At 70.7% G+C, this 17,277-nt stretch carries 13 protein-coding genes, 4 pseudogenes and 1 riboswitch; of the genes and pseudogenes, 13 read left to right on the top strand and 4 right to left on the bottom strand.

Going from position 1 to position 17,277, the window contains the following annotated elements:
• Positions 1–87: 87 nt before the first annotated feature.
• The gene (locus AB0C26_RS40700) at positions 88–924 is read left to right on the top strand and encodes an oxidoreductase (RefSeq protein WP_360259083.1); all 837 of its coding nucleotides are present in this window, start codon (positions 88–90) and stop codon (positions 922–924) included.
• A gap of 57 nt (positions 925–981) precedes the next feature.
• Here the strand turns inward: AB0C26_RS40700 and AB0C26_RS40695 are convergent.
• Positions 982–1,179, bottom strand: a pseudogene (locus tag AB0C26_RS40695) (LuxR C-terminal-related transcriptional regulator); the annotation flags it as partial.
• Between the two features lie 89 nt (positions 1,180–1,268).
• Here AB0C26_RS40695 and AB0C26_RS40690 point away from each other — a divergent pair.
• The 3 pseudogenes from AB0C26_RS40690 to AB0C26_RS40680 all read left to right on the top strand — a co-directional run.
• A pseudogene (locus AB0C26_RS40690) lies at positions 1,269–2,549 on the top strand (M14 family metallopeptidase); the annotation flags it as partial.
• Between the two features lie 753 nt (positions 2,550–3,302).
• Positions 3,303–3,395: riboswitch (glycine riboswitch) on the top strand.
• Positions 3,396–3,530: 135 nt separating this feature from the next.
• Positions 3,531–3,830, top strand: a pseudogene (locus tag AB0C26_RS40685) (serine dehydratase beta chain); the annotation flags it as partial.
• A 216-nt stretch (positions 3,831–4,046) separates the two neighbouring features.
• Positions 4,047–5,078 (top strand): annotated as a pseudogene (locus AB0C26_RS40680) (L-serine ammonia-lyase); the annotation flags it as partial.
• Here the strand turns inward: AB0C26_RS40680 and AB0C26_RS40675 are convergent.
• A complete protein-coding gene (locus AB0C26_RS40675) occupies positions 5,079–6,323 on the bottom strand; it encodes an alpha/beta fold hydrolase (RefSeq protein WP_360259080.1) in 1,245 nt (414 codons plus the stop codon).
• A gap of 70 nt (positions 6,324–6,393) precedes the next feature.
• Here AB0C26_RS40675 and AB0C26_RS40670 point away from each other — a divergent pair, with 70 nt between their 5' ends.
• The 3 genes from AB0C26_RS40670 to AB0C26_RS40660 are packed head-to-tail and all read left to right on the top strand — an operon-like array spanning position 6,394 to position 9,411.
• Positions 6,394–7,365, top strand: coding sequence for an NYN domain-containing protein (locus AB0C26_RS40670; protein ID WP_360259077.1), 972 nt, complete (start codon positions 6,394–6,396; stop codon positions 7,363–7,365).
• Position 7,366: 1 nt separating this feature from the next.
• On the top strand, positions 7,367–8,551 hold the full coding sequence (locus AB0C26_RS40665; RefSeq protein ID WP_360259074.1) for a zinc-dependent alcohol dehydrogenase: 1,185 nt from the start codon (positions 7,367–7,369) through the stop codon (positions 8,549–8,551).
• Positions 8,548–9,411 carry an SDR family NAD(P)-dependent oxidoreductase gene (locus AB0C26_RS40660; protein WP_360259071.1) on the top strand — a complete coding sequence of 288 codons (864 nt, stop codon included), beginning with the start codon at positions 8,548–8,550 and terminating at the stop codon, positions 9,409–9,411. Before AB0C26_RS40665 ends, AB0C26_RS40660 begins: the two co-directional genes overlap by 4 nt.
• On the opposite strand, the gene AB0C26_RS40655 is transcribed toward AB0C26_RS40660, so the two are convergent.
• A complete protein-coding gene (locus AB0C26_RS40655) occupies positions 9,353–10,165 on the bottom strand; it encodes a S41 family peptidase (RefSeq protein WP_360259068.1) in 813 nt (270 codons plus the stop codon). The two genes, AB0C26_RS40660 and AB0C26_RS40655, sit on opposite strands and share 59 nt — an antisense overlap.
• 138 nt (positions 10,166–10,303) lie before the next feature.
• On the opposite strand from AB0C26_RS40655, the gene AB0C26_RS40650 reads away from it, so the two are divergent.
• Together AB0C26_RS40650 and AB0C26_RS40645 are read left to right on the top strand one after the other, a co-directional pair.
• Complete coding sequence (locus tag AB0C26_RS40650) at positions 10,304–11,899, top strand: methyl-accepting chemotaxis protein (protein ID WP_360259066.1); 1,596 nt, start codon at positions 10,304–10,306, stop codon at positions 11,897–11,899.
• A gap of 68 nt (positions 11,900–11,967) precedes the next feature.
• Positions 11,968–12,924 carry an SDR family NAD(P)-dependent oxidoreductase gene (locus tag AB0C26_RS40645; protein ID WP_360259062.1) on the top strand — a complete coding sequence of 319 codons (957 nt, stop codon included), beginning with the start codon at positions 11,968–11,970 and terminating at the stop codon, positions 12,922–12,924.
• Here the strand turns inward: AB0C26_RS40645 and AB0C26_RS40640 are convergent.
• Positions 12,878–13,432, bottom strand: a complete 555-nt coding sequence (locus tag AB0C26_RS40640; protein ID WP_360259060.1) for a TetR family transcriptional regulator — start codon at positions 13,430–13,432, stop codon at positions 12,878–12,880. The two genes, AB0C26_RS40645 and AB0C26_RS40640, sit on opposite strands and share 47 nt — an antisense overlap.
• A gap of 146 nt (positions 13,433–13,578) precedes the next feature.
• Between AB0C26_RS40640 and AB0C26_RS40635 the strand changes: the two genes are divergently transcribed.
• The 4 genes from AB0C26_RS40635 (at position 13,579) to AB0C26_RS40620 (ending at position 17,202) form a co-directional block, all read left to right on the top strand.
• Entirely contained in the window at positions 13,579–15,243 is a 1,665-nt protein-coding gene (locus AB0C26_RS40635) for an MFS transporter (RefSeq protein ID WP_360259058.1), read from the top strand.
• Positions 15,240–15,674 (top strand): universal stress protein, encoded by a 435-nt coding sequence (locus tag AB0C26_RS40630; protein ID WP_360259056.1) that lies wholly within the window; start codon positions 15,240–15,242, stop codon positions 15,672–15,674. The genes AB0C26_RS40635 and AB0C26_RS40630 overlap by 4 nt, the downstream gene beginning before the upstream one ends.
• A 62-nt stretch (positions 15,675–15,736) precedes the next feature.
• Complete coding sequence (locus tag AB0C26_RS40625) at positions 15,737–16,249, top strand: SigE family RNA polymerase sigma factor (protein ID WP_360259054.1); 513 nt, start codon at positions 15,737–15,739, stop codon at positions 16,247–16,249.
• The gene (locus AB0C26_RS40620; protein ID WP_360259052.1) at positions 16,246–17,202 is read left to right on the top strand and encodes a hypothetical protein; all 957 of its coding nucleotides are present in this window, start codon (positions 16,246–16,248) and stop codon (positions 17,200–17,202) included. The genes AB0C26_RS40625 and AB0C26_RS40620 overlap by 4 nt, the downstream gene beginning before the upstream one ends.
• The last annotated feature ends 75 nt before the right edge of the window (positions 17,203–17,277 follow it).

Here is a 17,277-nt window from a genome sequence, read left to right as displayed (position 1 = left end):
GCCCGGCCCGCCGCTTCCCTGGTCCTGCTGGTCCTAGGATGGCCAGAGCTCTCATTGCCCGGCCGGCCCGAGGCCAAGCTGGTCCCCATGAACGCATTCGAGGTCAACCGCATGGGGTACGGAGCGATGCAGCTCGCCGGTCCGGGTGTCTTCGGCCCGCCGCGCGACCACGACGAGGCGATCGCCGTGCTGCGGACGGCGGTCGAGCTGGGCGTCGACCACATCGACACCGCCGACTTCTACGGCCCGCACATCACCAACGAGCTGATCCGGGAAGCCCTCTCACCGTACCCGGACGGTCTGCGGATCGTCACCAAGGTCGGCTCGGTGCGCGGCGAGGACGGTGCCTGGTTGCACGCCCGCCGGCCCTCCCAGTTGCGCGAACAGGTGCAGTCGAACCTGCGCACCCTCGGTGTCGAGGCCCTTGACGTGGTCAACCTGCGCGTGGGCGGCGGCCCCGACGGCCACTCGCCGGTGCCGGGCTCGATCGCCGAGGAGTTCGGGGCGCTGGCCGACCTGCGCCGCGCGGGCCTGATCCGGCACCTGGGGCTGTCCGTCGTCGACGAGGCCCAGGTGGCCGAGGCCCAGGACATCGCGCCCGTCGTCACCGTGCAGAACTGGTACAACGTCGCGCACCGCGGCGACGAGAAGCTGATCGCCACCCTCGGCGAGCAGGGCATCTCGTACGTTCCGTTCTGGCCCCTGGGCGGCTTCAGCCCGCTGCAATCGGGGGTGCTCGACCGGGTAGCGGCGCGGCTCGGGCAGAAGCGGAACGCGGTCGCCCTGGCCTGGCTGCTTCACCAGGCGCCGAACATCCTGCTCATCCCGGGCACGTCCTCGGTCGCCCACCTGCGCGAGAACATGGCGGCGGCGTCGCTCGAGCTGCCGGCGGACGCATTGGCCGAACTGGATGACATCTTTTAGCTCGCGGCGGCCGGCGATGCCGAGCTTGCCGAAGATCTTGCGGAGGTGCCATTCGACCGTACGGGAACTCAGGAACAGCTCGGCGCCGATCTCCGCGTTCGTCTGCCCGTCGCGGGCGCGCCGGGCGATCTGGCGCTCCTGCGGGGTGAGGCCGGTGGTGGCCGGGTCCGTACGGGTCCGGACCGTCTCGCCGGTCGCGCCGAGTTCCCACCGGGAGCGCGCCGCGAACGCGTCGGCGCCGAACGAGACGAACATGTCATGAGCAGCATCGTCACCTGATCACCCTAACCATCACGTGGTGGAGAGGGATCGATTGGCATGTCCGTAGACATTGCTGTCAATCGATGTCTGATGGTGGGCTGACAGGCATGAGACGACGCTTTGGCTTCCTGACAGCGCTCGTGCTGCTCGGCTCGGCCTTCCTCGTCGCCGGGCCGGTCTCGGCCGCCCCGTCCGGCTCCGAGATCCCCGGGCAGTTCGAGGTGTACGACGTACGGACCGCGGCCCAGCGCAACGCGATCGCCCGCACCGGCGCCGCCGTCGACGCCATCCAGCACGGCGTCGCCGAGATCACGGCGACCGGCCGTGAGGTGCGCGAACTCCAGCGGCAGGGCTTCACCGTGCAGCCGGTGCTGACAACCCTGGACTTCCCGCCCTCGGACGCGCCCTACCACAACTACAGCGAGATGATCGCCGAGGTGAACCAGGCCGTGGCCGCCTATCCGGCGATCGCCAGCAAGCGGGTCATCGGCAAGTCGTACGAGAACCGCGACATCGTGGCCGTGAAGATCTCCGACAACGTCGGTACGGACGAGGCGGAACCGGAGGTCCTGTACGACGCCAACCATCACGCCCGCGAGCACCTGACCGTGGAGATGGCGGTCTACCTGCTGAAACTGTTCACGTCGTTGTACGCCTCGGACACCCGCATCCGCAACATCGTGAACTCGCGCGAGATCTGGATCGTGCCCTCGGTCAACCCGGACGGCGCCGAATACGACATCGCGACCGGCAGCTACCGCTCGTGGCGCAAGAACCGCCAGCCCAACAGCGGCTCGTCGGCGGTCGGCACCGACCCCAACCGCAACTACGGCTACAAGTGGGGCTGCTGCGGCGGTTCCTCGGGTACGCCGTCGTCGCTGACGTACCGGGGCCCGTCGGCCTTCTCGACCCCGGAGACCAGGGCGATCCGCGACTTCGTGAACAGCCGAGTGGTGGGCGGCCGCCAGCAGATCCGCGCGGCGATGGACTTCCACACGTACTCGGAACTGGTCCTCTGGCCCTTCGGCCACACCACGGCCAACACGACGACAGGCATGACGGCCGACGACAACAACACGTTCGCGACGTTCGGCCGCCAGATGGCGGCGACCAACCGCTACACGCCCGAACAGTCGAGCGACCTCTACGTCACGGACGGCGACCTGCTGGACTGGCTGTGGGGAACCCACAAGATCTTCGCCTACACCTTCGAGATGTACCCGACCAGCGCCTCCGCCGGCGGCTTCTACCCGCCGGCCAGCGTCATCACCCGGGAGACGACCCGCAACAGGGAGGCGGCCCTGCTCCTGGCCGAGGTCGCCGACTGCCCCTACAAGGTGATCGGCAAGCAGTCCACCTATTGCACCACCGCCTGACCGAGGTCCCGTTTGTCCCGCGCGGCCGGCCCGATCCCCGATCGAGCCGGCCGCCATGTCTTCCGTCCCGCGCCGCCGTCTCCCGTTCCGCCTTCCGCTCCACGCCGCCGTCTCCCGTTCCGGCTTCTGCTCCGCGCCGCCTTCTTCCGTTTCGCGTTGCGCCCTTCTGCCCGACGCCTTCGCTCTGCCGCTGGCCCATCCCTTCCGCTGGCCCATCCGTCGCTGCCGCGGGTCCGGGTTACCCGCCAGAAGCCTGATCCGAAGTGACCCAGGTTCCTAGGATGCCCTCCGGCGTGTGCGCCCGAGCGCATCCCGGGGACGCTCACGAAGCGGCGAACTGCTGCCTGCGGGGCAGGGATGGGGCGGAGGGGCAGGGGCCCGAGCAGCTGGCGGCGGCCCTCGAGCCGAGGGCAGCGGGCGACGGCCTTCAAGCGGACGGCGGCTTTCGAGCACAGGGTGGCGGGCGACGGCCTTCAAACACGCGGCGCCTTCGAGCACAGGGTGGCGAGGCGGGCGGCGGTGCTGAGCAAAGGCGGGGCGCTCGATCGGTGGATGCTGGCGGAAGTGGCATGACCCGAGTCGGGCCGCTTGGCTGGGCTGATTGCGCCATCAGTGCTCGGCTGGTGCGGCGGATGTCGTAGGCGGTGGCTGCTGAGAGCCCGGGTGGCGTTCAGCTGGGCGTTCTTGACCCTTGGTGAGCGGGGCGGATAGCTTTGGGGGACACAACCGAACATCGCTGTTCGAACCGCTGCGGGAGAGTTCCCGCGCTGGCGGGGCGCCGAAGGAGCAACTTCTCCCTCAGAATCTCTCAGGCCCCGGTACCGCGGCGGTCAGGCGACTCTGGAAAGTCAGGACGCGGCCGGCGTTCTGCGCCCACGGTGCAAGCCGTCCCGTTCGCGGGCGGTGAAGCTCTCAGGCACCCATGACAGAGCGGGGGAGGCCGACCTCGATGAGGAGCCTCACGCCGTCATGGCTGTCTCTGTGTTCGACCTCTTCTCCGTGGGCATCGGGCCGTCCAGCTCGCACACGGTGGGCCCGATGCGCGCGGCCCGCATGTTCGCGCTGCGGCTGGCCGCCAGTGGGCTGATCGGGCGGACCGCCCTCGTGCGGGCGGAGCTGTTCGGCTCGCTCGGTGCTACCGGGCACGGGCACGGCACGCCCAAGGCGGTGCTGCTCGGCCTCGAAGGCGAGACGCCCGAGGCGGTCGACGTGGCGAGCGCCGACGCTCGGGCCGCGCACATCCACGCCACGGGCCGGCTCCTGCTCCTGAGCGCCGCCAACAGCGAGGCTGCCAACAGCGCGGCTGCCAACAGCGCGGCTGCCAACAGCGCGGCTGCCAACAGCGCGGCTGCCAACAGCGCGGCTGCCAACAGCGCGGCTGCCAACAGCGCGGCCAAAAGCGGCGCGGCCGGAAGCGGCGCGGCTGCGAACGGCGCGGCGGGAAGCGGCGCGGCGGGAAGCGGGGATGGTGGCGGGTGTGAAGTTGCGGTTGAGGTGGTTTTGCATCGGCGGCGGGCGTTGGCGGGGCATCCGAACGGGATGACGTTCACTGCCCTGGATGGCGATGGGGCGGAGCTGTTCGCCAAGACGTACTTCTCGGTGGGTGGTGGCTTTGTCATCGACGAGGCCAGCGGTGGGGTGCGGGCCGATGACACCGCTCTGCCCTATGCGTTCGCCAGCGGGGGTGAGTTGCTCGCGCTCGTGCGGGAGACCGGGTGGTCGATCTCGCGGCTGATGATGGCCAACGAGACGGTGTGGCGGCCGGAGGCTGAGGTCCGTGCGGGGCTGCTCGGTATCTGGGCTGTCATGCGCGAATGTGTGGACGCCGGGCTCGGCGCTGAGGGGATTCTGCCGGGTGGGCTCAAGGTGCGCCGGCGGGCGGCGGCGACCGCGCGGCAGCTGAGGGCGGCGGGGCGGCCGGCCGAGCATGCGATGGAGTGGCTTACGGCGTACGCCATGGCGGTCAATGAGGAGAACGCGGCCGGTGGGCGTGTGGTGACCGCTCCCACCAACGGGGCGGCGGGGATCATTCCGGCGGTTCTGCGGTACTACCTCGACTTTGTGCCGGGCGCCGACGAGGACGGCGTCGTGCGGTTCCTGTTGGCGGCCGGGGCCGTGGGGATGCTGTTCAAGGAGAACGCCTCCATCTCGGGGGCCGAGGTGGGCTGCCAGGGGGAGGTCGGGTCGGCCTGTGCGATGGCGGCGGCGGGGCTGACCGAGGTGCTGGGTGGCACGCCGGAGCAGGTGGAGAACGCGGCCGAGATCGGCATGGAGCACAACCTGGGGCTGACCTGTGATCCGGTGGGTGGGCTGGTGCAGATTCCGTGCATCGAGCGCAACGGGATGGCCGCGGTCAAGGCGGTCACCGCGGCGCGGATGGCGCTGCGGGGTGATGGGCGGCACCACGTCTCCCTCGACAAGGTCATCAAGACCATGAAGGAGACGGGGGCCGACATGAAGATCAAGTACAAGGAGACGGCGCGGGGTGGGCTGGCCGTCAACGTGATCGAGTGCTGATCAGTAGTCGTTGACGTTCACGGTGACGCGGTGCCGGTCGGAGGGCCAGGCGGGCAGGATCGTCGACTCCCAGCCGCCGCCGCGATGGGCCACCACCACCGAGACGGCCGAACCTGACGGGATGTAGACGTCCATGCCGGTCAGGAACGTCTGGGCGAAGATGTCGGGCAGGGGTGCGCTCAGGTCGGTGACGCGGTCGCTGTTCTTGTCGAAGGCGAAGACGCCGATGACCCGCTTCGACCGTGGGGCGTTGGCCTCGTTGAGGATCTGCCGGCCGTTGATGTAGAGCTTGTCGGCCGACGCCCACCACTCCTTCTGCCGGTTGAGGGTCAGGGCGGTGTGCGCGGGCGAGGTTTCGATGAGGGCGCCGACGCCTTCACCGGGACGGCCGGCCAGCAGCCGTACGAAGGAGTCGGAGCGCAGGAACGGCTGGAAGTAGAAGTGGTGGTCGGGTGTGCCGGGGCGGACCAGGGTGAACTCGTACCGGGCGAGGGGTGCGAGCGGCACCGGCCCGAACGAGCCGTCGTCGGCGACCGTGACCGTTCGCTTCAGGGAGCGGCCGAGGGTGACGTCGTAGATCCGCACGGTGCCGCCGGAGCCGACGTTGCTGGGGAAGATCACGGCGCGGCCGGAGACCTGGGCGACGGGCGTCGGGGTCAGGGCGGTGGTACGGGGTTGGGCGCCGCGCAGGAACGAGTAGACCGCCCGGAACGACTCCGCCGACGAGACGGTCTGCGTGTGGGACTGATCCGGCAGGGACACGTTGCGGGCGCCGGTGATCGTGCGGGCGGGGTCGCCCTCGCCCCAGATGGCGAGGGTGTCGACGCCGCCGGGTGGGGCCGCGGCCGTACGGCCGTCGAGGTTGACGTAGTGCGCGACGCGCGCGGCGCGGGCCGGTGAGGAGTTCAGATAGCCCTGGGAGACGAACGTGCCGAGCGAGTGGGCGATGAGGTCGACCCGGTCGGCGCCGGTGTCGGCGAGCAGGCGGCTGATCCGGGCGTCGAGTCCGGTGTAGACCGAGGGCAGGATCGTGGCGATGTTGGGGGAGTCGTACTCGTGGGCTTCGATGACCGCGATGGGGTAGCCGTTGGCGGCGAGCCGCTTGGCCTGGGTCTCGAACTGGGCGGCGGAGCCGGCGCTGCCGTGCACGAAGACGATCGGTCGGAACGGTGTCGAGGCGTACGCGGGAAGGCTTGGAAGAAGTGCGGCGGTCAGCAGGGTGAGCAGGAGCAGTAGTCGGCGCACGATCACACTCCATTGACGTCGGTGATTACTGCACGAAGGGTGCAACTATAAACCGACTAGGCTGAGCGGCGTGGATCAAGAAGAGCGGATCGCCATGTTCCTCGACTACGAGAACCTCGCGATCAGCGCGCGCGAGACCCTGGGCGGCCATCCGTTCGACCTGCGGCCGGTGACCGACGCGCTGGCCGAGCGCGGGCGCGTGGTGGTGCGCCGGGCGTACGCGGACTGGTCGTTCTTCGGCGAGGACCGGCGCATGCTGACCCGCGCCCACGTCGAGCTCATCGAGATTCCGCAGCGTATGGGCGCCTCCCGCAAGAACGCGGCCGACATCAAGATGGTCGTCGACGCCCTCGAGCTGGCCTTCGAGCGGGACTACATCTCCACCTTCGTGCTCGGCACCGGCGACAGCGACTTCACCCCGCTGGTGGCCAAGCTGCGCGAGCTGAACAAGCGGGTGATCGGCGTCGGCATCGAGAAGACGACCTCGGCCCTGCTGCCCCCGGCGTGCGACGAGTTCCTCTACTACGACCGGCTCGAAGGGGTGGCCCAGCCGGCGCTCGAGGTGGAGACCCCGGCCCGCGAGCTCGAGGCGCTGCCGGCCCTGGTCGCGCAGAGCGTCAGCGGCACGATCACCGCCTCCCGGCTCAAGCGGACCCTGCTGCGCAAGGACCCCACCTTCAACGAGGCCGACTACGGGTTCCGCTCCTTCGGTGAGCTGCTGCGCCACCTGGCCGGCGACGGCGTGGTCGAACTGAGCGGCGGCTCCGACCCGGAGGTGTCGCTGCCCGAGCACGGCGACCGGGAGGCCGCGTTCGCCCTGCTTCGCACGGTCGTCGAGGGGCTGGCCGGCCCGGAGGGCTCGGTGGCGCTGTCCGGGCTGAAGAACCAGGTGCGCAAGGCCGAGCCCGGCTTCACCGAGAAGAAGCTCGGTTACCGCAGCTTCCTGCAGTTCGTGCGCGCGGCCGACACGTCCGGCGCGGTCGCTCTGCGCTGGAGTCCCGAGGCGGAGGATTATCTGCTTGTCGCTGGGGCACCAAAATGACATGAGAGCTTTGACATGGCAGGGCACCGGCAAGGTTTCCGTGGAGACGGTCCCGGATCCGCGGATCGAGCAGCCGACCGATGCCATCGTACGGATGACCTCCACCGCCATCTGCGGTTCCGACCTTCACCTGTACGACGTGCTCGGCATGTACATCGACCAGGGCGACATCCTCGGCCACGAGCCGATGGGCATCGTCGAGGAGGTCGGTGCCGAGGTCACCCACATCAAGCCGGGCGACCGGGTGGTGATCCCGTTCAACATCTCCTGCGGCTCGTGCTGGATGTGCTCACGCGGCTTCTACGCCCAGTGCGAGACTACGCAGGTCAAGGAGCAGGGCAAGGGCGCGTCGCTGTTCGGGTACACCAAGCTGTACGGGCAGGTGCCGGGCGGCCAGGCGCAGTACCTTCGCGTGCCGCAGGCCCACTTCGGCCCGATCAAGGTGCCGGACGACGGCCGGCCCGACGAGCACTACCTGTTCCTGTCCGACGTGCTCACCACCTCGTGGCAGGCCGCGAAGTACGCCGACATCCAGCCCGGTGACACCGTCTTCGTGACCGGTCTCGGCCCGATCGGGCAGATGAGCGCCCGCGTGGCCCGGCACCTGGGCGCGGGCCGGGTCATCGCGTCGGATCTGGTGCCGGAGCGGCTGGCCATGGCCCAGCGCCACGGCGTCGAGGTCATCGACGCGTCGAAGACGGACGTGCAGGAGGCCGTTCTGGAGATGACGAGCGGCCGGGGCGCCGACAGCGTCATCGAGTCGGTCGGCATGGAGGCGCACGGCTCGCCGTTCCAGTCGGCGGCGATCAAGGCGGCCGGCAAACTGCCGGACGCGGTGGCCCGCAAGGCCGTCGACACCTTCGGGCTCGACCGGATGGCCGCGCTGACCACGGCGTTCGCCGCGGTCCGCCGGGCCGGCACGGTCTCCATCATCGGGGTGTACGGCGGGCAGGCCGACCCGATGCCCATGATGGACCTGTTCGACAAGGGCATCACCATGCGGATGGGCCAGGCGCACGTACGCCGCTGGTCCGACGAGATCCTGCCCATCCTGACCGGCGACGGCGACCCGCTGGGCGTGGACGACCTCGTGACGCACCGCCTGCCGCTGGAGGACGCGCCGCACGCGTACGAGATCTTCAAGAACAAGGAAGACGGCTGCATCAAGGTCGTTCTGAAGCCGTGAGCCGGGTGATCGTGCTGACCGGTGCCTCCAGCGGCATCGGCCGGGCCGCCGCGCTCGCGTTCGCCCGCCGGGGCGATCGCGTGGTGCTGGCGGCCCGGGGGCTCGGCGAGCTGGAAGCCGTCGCGGCGGCGACCGGGGGCCTGGTGGTCCCGGCCGACATCTCCGACGCGGCGTCGGTGGACGCGCTGGCGGCGGCGGCCGTGGCGGCGTACGGCCGGATCGATGTCTGGGTCGACACCGCGGCCGTCATGGCGTACGGCAAATTCGAAGATCTTCCCCCGGAGGTCTTCGACAAGGTCGTCACCACTGATCTGCTGGGCGCGGCCAACGTGGCCCGGGCCGCGCTGCGGGTCTTCCGGCGGCAGGGCGAGGGCACGCTCGTGCTGTGCAGTTCGCTGCTGGCCCACGTGACCGTGCCTTACATGTCGGCGTATGTGACGGCGAAGTGGGGCTTGCGGGGTCTTATCCGTACGCTGCGGCAGGAGACCCGCGACGCGCCGGGGATCACGGTGTGCACGGTGGCCCCGGGCAGCGTGGACACGCCGATCTACCAGCGCGCGGCGAACTACGCGGGCCGCGTCGGCAGCCCGCCGCCGCCGGTGGCCGCGCCGGAACGGGTGGCGGACGCGATCCTGCGCCAGGCCGACAAGCCGCAGGGCGAGGTGTCGGTCGGCCTGGCCAACCGTCTGATCGAGTTCGGTTTCGTCGCGCTGCCCCCGGTCTACGACGCGCTGGTGACCACGATGATGCGCACGTTCGGCCTGTCCCGCCGCCAGGTCGAACCCCACGAGGGCAACGTCTTCAGCTCCGCGGGCCAACTCCAGTCGGCTCCCAGTTCGTCCCGGTCACCGCGTCGATGACGGTGGCCTCGGGCAGCAGTCCCAGCACCTGAGGGGTCAGGCGGACCGGCGTGACGTGGTCGGCCGTCCCCGGGGTCCTCTCGCCGATCACCGTCACCCGGTCCCGGGCCTGAAGGTGGTAGGCGAGGGCCTCGGCCGACGAGTACGTCCGGCCGCTGACCAGCACGGTGACGTCCTGCGTGAGGTGCGCCTCGGTGACCCGGGGCCACCACTGCCGCCGACGGTCGCGGTAGACGACCTCCGAGAGCGGCCGCGTCGTCTCGCCGAGCAGCCGGCCGGCGATGGCGGCCACCGTGCCCGGGTCGCCGCCGCCGTTGGCCCGCAGATCCAGGACGACGCTGGTCGCGTCCCGGGCCAGGGCGAAGGCGGCTTCGAGGTACGGCAGGGCGACGCTCACCGGCTCAAGGCTGTCGATCCGCAGGACGCAGGTGCCGTCGTCCTGGCGCTGGACGGCGGTGACGCCGGCGCCGCGCCGTCTGATCGCCGCCGGGTCGGGCGCGGGCCAGCCGGGCGGCTGCTCGTCGGGTGGCGCGGCACCGTCCGGGTCGAAGTGCAGTTCGAGGTGGCGGGCGGTCCGCTGGCAGAACGTCTCCAGTTCCCGGCACGTCTCGGCCGTCACCGGGTCGCGGCGCCCGGTGAAGCCGGACTCCAGGCCGGCGGTGAGCGTGTCCAGGCGCGGGCCCGGCGGCATGAGGCGGCGCAGCCAGTGCGACAGATGGGCGGCGAGCGCGCCGAGGTGCTGCTGAGGCGGCATGCGACGACCCTAAGGCGCCGCGGGATGTTGAGCGGGGGGCAGCACGGGACGCCGGGAAGTTAAATGCGCAGAATTCTCAATTTGGGCCAGGTGGGGCGCGGGGAGGACTCACAGTATGGGAGGTGAAGGGAGTGCGCCATGGGTGAGGGTGCTGGCGGCGGCTGGTTCGACAACGTGAAGGTCGGGATGAAGATCCAGGCCGCGATCGCGGTGGCGGCGCTGGCCGCACTGGCGATCGGCATCGCCGGTCTGGTCGCGATCTCGAGCCTCGACGAGAAGAGCGGGCTGCTGTACACGAACAACGTGGCGCCGCTGACCCAGCTCTCGGCGATCCAGCGCAACTCGCAGGGCATCCGGGCCCGCTACCTGGAGTACGGCATCGCCACCGAAGAGGTTCAGGCCAAGCTGGCCGGCGAGATCAGCGATCGGCAGAAGCTGCTCGACGACGCGCTGACGGCGTACCGCCCCGGCGCGGTGAACACGGAGAACGTGGACGCCTTCGAGAAGGCGTTCAACGACTTCGTCGACGTCGGCGAGAACACGTTGATCCCGCTGGCCAAGGCGAACAAGTACGAGGCGTTCGCGAACGCCTACCGGGACACGGCGCTGCCGCTGATGTCGGACGCCTCCGACGCCGTCGAGGCCGAGAACGCCGCTCAGCTCGAGCAGGCCAAGACCCGCTCCGAGGAGGCGGCGGCCTCCGCGTCGAGCTCCCGCCGGATGCAGATCATCTTCCTGGTGGTGGGCCTGATCGCCGCGATCGGCCTCGGCGCGTACGTGGCGAACGCGATCGTCAAGCGGCTCGGGAAGGTCAAGAGTTCGCTGACCGCCATGGCCAACGGCGACCTGACCGCCACGGTCGATGTGAAGGGCCGCGACGAGGTGGGCGAGATGGCCGCGATGCTGCTGGTCGCCCAGCAGCAGACCCGCGACGTGGTCGCCTCGGTCGGTTCGGCCTCGGCGAGCCTGGCCGCGGCGGCCGAGCAGACCTCGGTCATCGCCAACCAGATCAGTGAGGGCGCGGCCACCGCCTCCGACCAGGCCCGCCGGGTCTCGGCCGCCTCCGAGGAGGTGTCGCTGAGCGTCAACACGGTGGCGGCCGGCTCGGAGGAGATGGGCTCGGCCATCGCCGAGATCGCGCACAGCGCCAACTCGGCGGCCGAGGTCGTCGGGCAGGCGGTGAACGCGGCGGCGTCGGCCAACCAGACGATCGGCACGCTGGGCGAGTCCAGCCGGGAGATCGGCGACGTCATCCGGGTGATCACCGCGATCGCCGAGCAGACCAACCTGCTGGCCCTGAACGCGACCATCGAGGCGGCCCGGGCCGGCGAGACGGGCAAGGGCTTCGCGGTCGTGGCGGGCGAGGTCAAGGACCTGGCCCAGGAGACGGCACGGGCCACCGAGGACATCGCCAAACGGGTCGAGGCGATCCAGAACGACAGCGGTCTCGCGGTGAACGCGATCGGGGAGATCAGCGAGATCATCGGGCACATCAGCGACTACACGACCACCATCGCGTCGGCCGTCGAGGAGCAGAGCGCGACCACGGCCGAGATGAACCGCAACGTCAACGAGGCGGCCAACGCCACCGGGCAGATCAACCAGGGCATCACCAGCGTGGCCGAGAACGCCCGCACGACCGCCGAGTCGGTCGGCGACGCGCAGCGCTCGGCGGCCGAGCTGTCGCGCATGTCGAACGAGTTGCAGGCGGCGGTGTCGCGCTTCGTCTACTGATCCGTTGTTGTCCCCGAAGCCCGCAGTGAACTAAGTTCACTCCGGGCTTTCGGCGAAGGGATCACGAGATGGCGTTGACGGCGGGCAGCACGGTGGGTGACTGGCTCTCGCATCCGGAAGGCGGCCCCGCGCTGCGGGAACTGCTCGGGCGGGGTGGCTTCGACGAGTCGGTGCTCACGCCCGTACGGCAGCTTCCGCTTCAGCAGATGGCCGCACTCAGCCAGGGCAAACTGCCGCCGGACGTGATCGACGCGCTGGTCCTGCGGGTCAACGACGGCGTCGTCCCAGATCCCGAGGAGACCGGCTGGCGCGAACGGATCGTTCCCGCCCGCTTCGACGGCAAGACCATCGTCGTCACCGGCGCCGCCTCCGGAATCGGGCGGGCCGTCGCCTCGCGCATCGCCCGCGAAGGCGGCCGGGTGGTCGGCGTGGACATCTCCGAGGCCGAGGACGTGGTGAAAGCCGACATCACCTCGGCCGGCGACGTGCGGCGGGTGGTCGAGGCGGCCGGCGACCGTATCGACGGCCTGGCCAACATCGCCGGCGTGGTCGACGACTTCACGCCGGCGCACGAGGTCTCCGACGCGCTGTGGCGCAAGGTGTTCGCGGTCAACGTGGACGGCGTACTCCATCTGACCCGGGCCGTGCTGCCCTCGATGCTGGCCCACAAGGGGGGCTCGATCGTCAACGTCGCCTCGGAGGCCGCGCTGCGCGGCAACGCGGCCGGGATCGCCTACACCGCCTCGAAACACGCGGTCGTGGGCATCACGAAGAGCTGCGCTTTCATGTACGGGCCGGAGGGCATCCGGGTCAACGCCGTCGCGCCCGGCGGTGTGGCGACCGGCATGCGGCACGACCCGGGATCGGAGTTCGGAGCGGGCCGTACGGGCCCGTTCCTGCGCCAGATCCCGCCGATCGCCACCGCCGAGCAGCTGGCCGCCTCCATCACGTTCCTGCTCAGTGACGACGGCGCCAACATCAACGGCGCGATCCTCCCGTCGGACGGCGGCTGGTCGGTCCAGTGAGGACCTGCTGCAGCAACGCCCCGTACCGCGCCACGAGGCCGTCATCACCGACCCGCTCGTCACCGACCACCCACAGGGCGTAGAGCAGCCCGCCGACCAGCGCCGCGGCCATCCGCGCGCGCTGGTCGGCGTCGTCGCCCTTCAGGCGCGCCCGCAGCGGGGCGATCAGCGTCGTCTCGTGGATGTCCCGCAGCCGCTGCCGGATCTGCGGCTCACCAGACCCACGGACAAGGGCGAGATAGACCTGCCGTACGTCGTCGCCGGACGTGACCATGACCTCGATGAACCGCTCGCCGAGCTCCTCGAGGGGCACATCCAGCAGCGGCTCGTCGTCGATGGTGAGCCGCATGGTGTCGAGGAACAGCAGTTCCTTGGTCCCGAAGTGCCGGATGACCAGAGCCGGGCTGGTCTGGGCGAGGGCGGCGATGTCCCGTACGGCCGTACGGGCGAACCCCCGCTCCCGGAAGAGCCGCCCGGCCGCGTTCCGGATCTCGTCCCGCTTGGCCACGGATCTCATGGTAGGTGGACGCGGAGAGGGCGCCCCCGCCGGCCATGTGGCCCGCGGAACAGTCGCTCGGGAGGCGGTGACGGGCGTACCGCGCGATGATGTATAACGTAGTTATAAACCACCTGTCGCGTCGATGGAGCATGCGCATGAGCGCCTCTGGAGAAAAAGCCGTCAGCCCGTTCCGGCAGCCGAAGGCCGTGTGGGCCGTGGCCTTCGCCTGTGTCATCTCGTTCATGGGGATCGGGCTGGTCGATCCGATCCTCCCGGCGCTCGCCGACGAGCTGCACGCCACGCCCAGCCAGGTGTCGCTGCTGTTCACCAGCTATCTCGTGGTCACCGCGGTGGCCATGCTCGGGGTCGGCTGGGTGTCCAGCCGGATCGGGGCCAAGAAGACGCTGATCGCCGGGCTCGCCATCATCGTCGTGTTCGCCGCGCTGGCCGGGGCGTCCGGCTCGATCGGCGGGATCGTCGGGTTCCGCGCCGGGTGGGGACTCGGCAACGCCCTGTTCATCGCGACCAGCCTCGCGGTCATCGTGGCCTCGGCCAGCGGCGGCTTCGGCGGGGCGATCATCCTGTACGAGACGGCGCTCGGGCTCGGCATCGCCGTCGGCCCGCTGCTCGGCGGTGAACTCGGCTCGATCAGCTGGCGGTGGCCGTTCTTCGGCGTCGCCATCCTGATGGCCATCGCGCTGATCGCCACGATCGTCATGGTCAAGCCGCTGCCCACGCCCGCACAGAAGGTGTCGCTGAGCGCGCCGCTCAAGGCGCTGCGCCACCGCGGGCTGCTGACCATGGGCATCATGGCCCTGCTGTACAACTGGGGCTTCTTCACCATGCTCGGCTACGCGCCGTACCCGATGGAGCTGAACGCCCACAAGCTCGGCCTGGTCTTCACCGCGTGGGGTCTGCTGGTCGCGGCCTTCAGCGTCTTCTTCGCGCCGCGGCTGCAGGCGAGATTCGGAACGGCGCCGGTCCTGTACGTCAATCTGGCCGGGCTCGCCGCTGTCATGGTCGTCATCGCGGCGGGGGTGGACACGCCCTCCGCCGTCATCGCGGCCGTGATCGTCAGCGGCGCCTTCATCGGCATCAACAACACCCTGACCACGCAGGCCGTCATGCTGGTCTCGCCGGTCGAGCGGCCGATCGCCTCCTCGGCGTACGGGTTCGTGCGCTTCATCGGGGGCGGACTGGCCCCGTACGTGGCCGGAAAGCTCGCCGATCACTTCGGCCTCAGCGTGCCGTTCTTCGTCGGCGCGGTGGCGTTCCTGCTGGCCATCGCGGTGCTGGCCAGCGGGCACAAGCTGCTGTCGGCGGCCTCGCCGTCGGAACCGGTCGCGGACCGGCCGGTGATCGTCGCCGTCGGCAACACCCCGGACGCGGCGGACACCGTGGACGCGGCCGCCCTGGTCGCCCGCCGGGAGGGACGGCCGCTCGAAGTCGTGCACGTCCGCGAGACGGTGGTGATCGAGGAACTGGCGATCGAACCGGAGGCGGAAGCCGAGGCCCGCGCCGCCGTGGACCGGCACCTCGACCGGCTGGCCGGATCGGGCGTGACCGCCACCGGGCGGATCATCGAGAGCGTCGGTGACCACGCGGCCGCGGGGCGCGCCGTGGCCCGGCACGCGGCCGAGGTGGACGCCCCGCTGATCGCCGTCGGGCGCTCGCCGCGCGGCGCGCTGGCCCAGTTCACCGAGGGCAGCTTCACCAGCGCCCTCAACCACGCCGCGACCATGTCGGTGGTGCTGGTCAGCGGCGAGACCGAGCCACGGCCGCTGACCCCCGAGGCGATCACCGAGCTGCGCGCCGGATGATCTCGCGGGGCCCGGGCCCGGCGGCCATCGTGGTCGGCGTCGACGAGTCACGCTCGTCGTTGCGCGCGGCCGCGTACGCCGCCGGGCTCGCACGCCGTCAGCAGGCCCGGCTGGTGGTCGTCTACGCCCGCAGCCGGCCCAACGGGCTGCTCGCCACCATGGACACCTCGGGCACCGGGGTGGCCCAGGTCGCCGACGCCCAGGACCGGGTGGAGGCCGGCTTGCGGGCCGCCCTCGACACGTCCGATCTCGACGCCGACCTCGTCGTCCGCGCCGGGGACCCGTACACCGTGATCTCCGAAGTTGCCCACGAAGTGCAAGCTGGGACCGTCGTGGTCGGCCGGCCGGAATGTTTGGCACACCGCATCGTGGGATCGGTCGCGCGGCAGCTCGAGCGCAGCGGACGATGGCCCGTCACGATTGTCCCCTGAGGAGGTAAGCAACCTCGCCCGCTCGAGGCGTCCTTCCAAGTAGAGGGGCCGAACCGAACGGGGTGAGCGAGTTGGACAGCGGTTTCGAGGATTACGTCAAGGCCCGGGGGAACTCCCTGCGGACCTTCGCTTACCTGATCTGCGGCGATCATCAGCTCGGCGAGGACCTGGTCCAGGAAGTGCTGGTCCGGGCCTACCGCCGATGGAACCGGATAGACACCGACGACCCCGATCGATATATGCGCACCGCCCTGGTGCGCCGGCACGTCTCCTGGCTGCGGCTGCGGCGCACCTGGGAGAAACCGGCGCCGATCGAGGACGACCGGGAGGACCCGCGCGACTTCGCCCAGCAGGTCGCCGACCGCGACGACCTGTGGCCGCGGCTCGCCCGGCTCACCCGCGCCCAGCGCGCCGTGCTGGTGCTGCGCTACTACGAAGATCTCGACGACCACCAGATCGGCGAGACGCTGCGGTGCGCGCCCAGCACGGTGCGCGTGCACGCCGCCCGCGGGCTGGCCCGATTACGGGCCGAGCTGACACCGTCCGCCACCGACAAGTCGGGAGTCACGCCGTGAGCATCGAAGACGACCTGCGCACCGCCCTGCGTGAGCACGCGGCCCGGCAGGTGCCCCGCCCCGACCTGGTCGCCGCCGTCGACGCCGGCATCCGCCGCGACCGCCGCCGCCGGCAGGCCTTCGCGGCCGGCGGCATCACCGCCGCCGTCGTGGCCGTCGCCGTCGCCGTCCCGGCCCTGCACCGCAAGGAGGCCGACCCGGCGCCGCCCGCCCAGAAATGGGAGTGGTCCCGGCCGTCCTGGCACGCGCCCGTCTTCCCCCTCCGGCCCGGCTGGATGCCGCCCGGCCTGGGCGAGCCCGAGGTGACCGGCCTGGGCCCGAACCGCAGGATCCTCTACACCCACGGGAGTCAGACCCTCGGCGCCGAGATCGGCCCGCTCGAGCCCGACTGGGAGGTCGAGGCCGAACAGGAACACAAGACCACCGTCAACGGCCACCCGGCCACCGTCCACACCTCCGCCACGTACGACGGCGCCGGCCCCGGCGACCGCTTCGTCGGCGTCCGCTGGCGGCTGCCCGACAAACGCTGGGTCCAGGTCCTCAGCCTCGGCCCGCCCACCGAGAGCGAGGTGCTGCGCGTCGCCGCCGGCCTCACCACCGGCAGCGTCGAGGGCGCCCCCGAGGCCTTCCAGCTCGGCGCCTACCCGCCGCAGCTCACCCTGCAACACCAGAGCGCCGGCATGACCTGCCTGGCCCCCGAGCCCGAGGCCACCCGCGAGCGCCAGCCGACCGGCCTCTGCGTGACGCTGCTCGACGAGGCCGACCCGCGGTCCGACCCGGCCGAAACCCTGTCGATCAACGGCAACACCGCCGAGTACTACGCCGACGCCGCCCTCATGCGCATCCACCTGCCCAGCGGCAAAGCCCTCGAACTGACCTGGGACCCCGAATCGATCAGACTCACCCACGACGACGCCGTCCATTTCGCCACCGGAATCAAGGTGACCGAGTGAAAAACCTTTCCCGGGGTACGCGGCGTCATCGCCCCGCCGAAGCCGGACCGCACCCGCCGCGGCGACGGCCACCTG

Source organism: Actinoplanes sp. NPDC048796 (genome assembly GCF_040650035.1).
In the GTDB taxonomy this organism is placed as follows: domain Bacteria; phylum Actinomycetota; class Actinomycetes; order Mycobacteriales; family Micromonosporaceae; genus Actinoplanes.
The sequence above is the reverse complement of the archived record's forward strand: the minus strand, read 5'-3'. Positions and strand labels throughout refer to the sequence as shown.

Coding starts and splice junctions, on each gene's coding strand:
- AB0C26_RS40700 (WP_360259083.1), top strand. CDS start 88: ATGAACGCATTCGAGGTCAACCGCATGGGGTACGGAGCGATGCAGCTC.
- AB0C26_RS40665 (WP_360259074.1), top strand. CDS start 7,367: ATGAGAGCTTTGACATGGCAGGGCACCGGCAAGGTTTCCGTGGAGACG.
- AB0C26_RS40655 (WP_360259068.1), bottom strand. CDS start 10,165: ATGCCGCCTCAGCAGCACCTCGGCGCGCTCGCCGCCCATCTGTCGCAC.
- AB0C26_RS40650 (WP_360259066.1), top strand. CDS start 10,304: ATGGGTGAGGGTGCTGGCGGCGGCTGGTTCGACAACGTGAAGGTCGGG.
- AB0C26_RS40645 (WP_360259062.1), top strand. CDS start 11,968: ATGGCGTTGACGGCGGGCAGCACGGTGGGTGACTGGCTCTCGCATCCG.
- AB0C26_RS40635 (WP_360259058.1), top strand. CDS start 13,579: ATGAGCGCCTCTGGAGAAAAAGCCGTCAGCCCGTTCCGGCAGCCGAAG.
- AB0C26_RS40630 (WP_360259056.1), top strand. CDS start 15,240: ATGATCTCGCGGGGCCCGGGCCCGGCGGCCATCGTGGTCGGCGTCGAC.